The following is a 4,337-nucleotide window of genomic DNA, read 5'->3' on the forward strand; positions in this document are numbered from 1 at the left end:
TATGGGACTGAGTCTGCTAGATGCAGTTGAGCTTGGATGGCTTGACTCCAAACATAGCAAAACTCGGGCTTTCAAGCAACTCCTGGTCGAGATGCCAGGAAAGCCTAGACAGATGAGTGGGAGGCTTAACTCCAATTGCTGACTACCACTCCTCACTCAGGCAATAATAAATTGCACCTTGACCGTCTTATCCGGGTTTATCCCGATTTATCCCGGTTCAAGAGTATCTCGATGCAGAAGCTATCCTGGCTAATGACATTTGTGCGTTTGAAAATAATCGGATTGCTGGGGGCAGTTCCTTTATTATTACTGGCAAAGGCGGTTTACCACCAACTCCAGAAGATCCAGTGATTAATGCCCACAGAACAGTCAGGTGGCGAACTCGTCCTGGGTTAGCCAACACTAGAAAACCATTACCACAGCAACCCAAGGCCTTTGGCCACGCTACGCGAACAGTTAGACCCCGTCAAGACAAAAAAGTGATTATCGAAGCCCAAGGCTGGGTAATAGCAAAGGATGGCACGATTATTCTGACTGCGCAACCGTTTAACGGAACTCCTGTTGAGCAGATATTGCCCAATCTTGATTGTCATGTGGGAAGAGGGAATTGAGAATGAAGAATTGAGAATGAAGAATTGAGAATGAAGAATTGAGAATTGGGAGCAGCGCTTTTTCCATAAATCCTATGTTTACATCCCAACTAAATGCTATATAAAGTAAAGTTTTTTGTGAAGCTGATTTCCTGAAAGACCTCTTTATTATTAATTTCAATAAATGCATTTATCCAGTAAAAAAAAAATTAATGATAACTATAAATTTAAGTACTAAACTAATCAACTATTATTACTTTGAAATCTTCCCGATTACCGATTACCGATTACCGATTACCGATTACCGATTACCGATTATAAATTATCAATTCTTCATTCTTCATTCTTCATTCTTCATTCTAAATTCCCTTAATTATTATGAAAAAACTATCATTTTTAATTGCCATCGCATTAACCTGCTTCCTGCCATCCGGGAAAGCCTTATCAAATTCTGTTGTCATCACACCCGATTCCCAATTCCCGATTCCCGATTCCCGATTCCCGATTCCCGATTCCCTAGACCAACAAGCCCAACACCTCTATGAAACAGGTCAATACCAAGAGGCTATCCCGTTGTTGGAGCAAATGATTAGTAACTACAGCAACAGTGGCGACTTTATTGGTGAAATTAATTCCTTAGTCAATCTCGCTTTAGTTTATCAAACCTTGGGAGACCTAGACCAAGCGAAAGAAACACTATCCCAGAGTTTAACCAAACTATACAAACTTGATAATACTACAGAACATCAACAATTACAAGCCCAAATATTAGAAGTTCAAGGACAAGTCTACTTATCTCTAGGTCAGGGGGAGAAAGCCTTATCCACTTGGCAGCAAACGAGTGCTATCTACCAAGATATCGGAGACTTAACTAAATTAACAGAAAGTCAGATTTACCAAGTCCAAGCCTTACGAGTATTAGGGTTGTATAATCAAGCTACTAAAACCTTAACTCAAATCCAGGAAACTATCCAAGACCAACCGGATAGCCAACTCAAAAGTACCGCCCTCCAATACCTAGGTGATGTGCTGCGCCGAGTAGGAAAATTCAAGGAATCTCAAGCAATTTTACAACAAAGTTTAGCCATAGCGGAAAACTTACGAGATCAGACCTTGATTGCTGACAATCTGCTCAGTTTAGGCAATACCGCTAGATTAAAAGGAGACACAGCAGAGGCAATAGATTTCTATCAACGGGTTGTCCTTGAATCTCCCCTAGCAGATCTTAAGATTCAAGGGCAATTAAATCAACTGAGTATAGTAATAGCTCAACAAGAGTGGTCACAAGCCAGAGAGTTATTGCCAGCTATCGAAAATACCTTAACTAAATTATCTCCCAGTAAGACCGCTATCAATGCTAGAATTAATCTAGCCAAAACCCTATTAAAACCGACAACATCACAACTCACATCTCCCAAGGAACTAGCTACTTATCTCGCCGATGCTATTAAGCTAGCTAGGAATTTAGGAGATAAACGAGCCGAAGCTGAAGCCCTAGGTAACTTGGGAACCTTATACGAATACAATCAACGTCTTGATGAAGCCCAAGACTTGACGGAAAAAGCCTTACTGATTGCTCAAGAAATCCAGGCTCCGGATTTAGCTTATCAATGGCAATGGCAACTGGGCAGAATTCTGAATCTAAAACAGGATAAAAAAAACGCGAACGCGGCCTATGCTCAATCGGTGCAAACCCTCCAATCTATCCGTAGTGACCTAGTCGCGATTAGTAGCGATCTTCAGTTTGAGTTTCGCGAAAGCGTCGAACCAGTCTACCGAGAATTAGTAGCACTACTCCTAGAACCCAATGCATCTCAAGAAAACCTCAAACAAGCACGAGATGTGATTGAATCCCTACAACTCGCAGAACTAGATAACTTCTTTCGGGATGCTTGTTTAGATGCTAAACCCGTTAATATCGACGAAATAGATCCTAACGCTGCTATCTTCTATACCATTATCTTGCCAGACCGCTTGGAAGTAATTGTAACTTTGCCCGGACAACCCCTGCGCCAGATTACTACTAACTTACCTCAAACAGAAATAGAACAACAACTGGCTTCGGTAAAGATAAATATTACTAGCCCTTGGCGAGTCCTGAGAAAGGACAACTTACAAACAATACACGACTGGTTAATCGGCTCCATTGAAACCGAACTAGCCAAGAGTAACATCCGCACTCTAGTATTTATACCAGATGGGGCTCTGCGTGATCTTCCCATGTCTGTGCTTTATGACGGGGAAGACCATTTGATCGAGAAATATAGTATTGCGGTAGCACCTAGTTTACAACTAATCGACTCTCAAGCCAATGTCAGACAAAACGTTTCGGTTCTGAGTGCTGGAGTGACGGAAGTTCGTCCCCATCGTCCCCAATTAGGAGCACTTCCTGGAGTGAAGGTGGAATTAGAGAATATCAAGGCTCAAGTTCCCTCATTGATTCTACTCAATGAATCCTTTACTGAATCCAACTTCAATACAGAAGTTAATACCTCTAGTTACAAAGTGGTTCATCTAGCAACTCATGGTGAATTTAGTTCAGTAGCTGAAGAAACGTTTCTGCTGACCTGGGATGACGTGATCAATCTCAATGAGTTAAATACTCTGATCAGAACCGATCAAAAGCAAGAAAATCCGATTGAATTACTCGTCCTCAGTGCTTGTCAGACAGCCAAAGGAGACTCCCGAGCCGCTTTGGGATTGGCTGGTATCGCCGTGCGTGGGGGGGCACGCAGTACCCTTGCCAGTCTATGGACTGTGGACGATCTTGCCACTACAGAGTTAATGACTCGCTTCTATCAGAGGTTAGCCACAGGCAAGGTTACCAAGGCTGAAGCTCTGCGTCTTGCTCAACAGGAGCTGTTGCAGAGCGAGGCATTTAATCATCCCTTGTACTGGTCGGCTTTTATTTTGCTGGGAAATTGGTTGTGAGGAGTAGGGTGTAGGGAGTAGGGAGTAGGGAGTAGGGAATCGGGAATCGGGAATCGGGAATCGGGAATCGGGAATCGGGAATCGGGAAGAAATCTTGTGTACCTTATAGTGCGATGCTCTTTTAGAGCCGCTACGCGATCGCAATATTGTAATGCGTTCGCGATCTTGTAGTAAAAAAAATACCAATTAAAGTAGGGTGGGCAAAGTAATATTATCTAGAATACTCTTTTGAACCAAACTGTTTTTGCCCACCCTACAAGCTAAATGAATTGTGATAATTTTTGTTCCCTGTTCCCTATTCCCTGTTCCCTGTTCCCTTTGCGATAGTATATCAATAGCTATCACTTCGGCTTTGTGAGCATCACGCGCCAAAAAACAAAAGCAATTAAGGATGCATAACCTAATACTGTTAGCCACTCCTGCAAAGTGCCCATACCAAATAAAACTGTGTTATCCATAAATACAAAAGTATTGACTATAAAATTTAGCGCAATTCTCTACCGAAGGGAAATAGAGACAGGGGAATTAATTTAAAATGCTGTTGGGCAAAGGGAAGGCCAATAATTGTAATAGCTAAAATTAGCCCTGAGACCAAATGAGCAACGGCAATCTCCCAGCCAAAGACGAGCAGCCAGATAATGTTAAAAATCCTATTGAGGAGGCTACCAGCGTCTGACGTTTCCTCAATCGTTCTGCCAAATGGTGCCAGAGTAGCGATGCCCAGCTTGATAGCCTGTATTCCAAAGGGGATGCCAATAATAGTCAGACAAATCCCTGTCTTGATGCAATAGCGAGTGGTTTGAATTTACCGTAAGA

At 42.4% G+C, this 4,337-nt stretch carries 4 protein-coding genes; 3 read left to right on the plus strand and 1 reads right to left on the minus strand.

Going from position 1 to position 4,337, the window contains the following annotated elements; genetic code table 11:
• The first annotated feature begins 347 nt into the window (after positions 1–347).
• From F6J94_RS30935 to F6J94_RS30945, 3 genes are all read left to right on the plus strand, one after another.
• Entirely contained in the window at positions 348–611 is a 264-nt protein-coding gene (locus F6J94_RS30935) for a hypothetical protein (RefSeq protein ID WP_293047272.1), read from the plus strand.
• Positions 612–802: 191 nt separating this feature from the next.
• Positions 803–1,135, plus strand: a complete 333-nt coding sequence (locus tag F6J94_RS30940) for a hypothetical protein (RefSeq protein WP_293047274.1) — start codon at positions 803–805, stop codon at positions 1,133–1,135.
• Positions 1,095–3,521, plus strand: a complete 2,427-nt coding sequence (locus F6J94_RS30945; protein ID WP_293047276.1) for a CHAT domain-containing protein — start codon at positions 1,095–1,097, stop codon at positions 3,519–3,521. Before F6J94_RS30940 ends, F6J94_RS30945 begins: the two co-directional genes overlap by 41 nt.
• A gap of 484 nt (positions 3,522–4,005) precedes the next feature.
• Here F6J94_RS30945 and F6J94_RS30950 read toward each other — a convergent pair whose 3' ends face one another.
• On the minus strand, positions 4,006–4,326 hold the full coding sequence (locus tag F6J94_RS30950; protein ID WP_367142297.1) for a YccF domain-containing protein: 321 nt from the start codon (positions 4,324–4,326) through the stop codon (positions 4,006–4,008).
• Positions 4,327–4,337: the final 11 nt, after the last annotated feature.

It is taken from the genome of Moorena sp. SIO1F2, assembly GCF_010672755.1.
Classification (GTDB): Bacteria; Cyanobacteriota; Cyanobacteriia; order Cyanobacteriales; family Coleofasciculaceae; genus Moorena.

Coding starts and splice junctions, on each gene's coding strand:
- F6J94_RS30940 (WP_293047274.1), top strand. CDS start 803: ATGATAACTATAAATTTAAGTACTAAACTAATCAACTATTATTACTTT.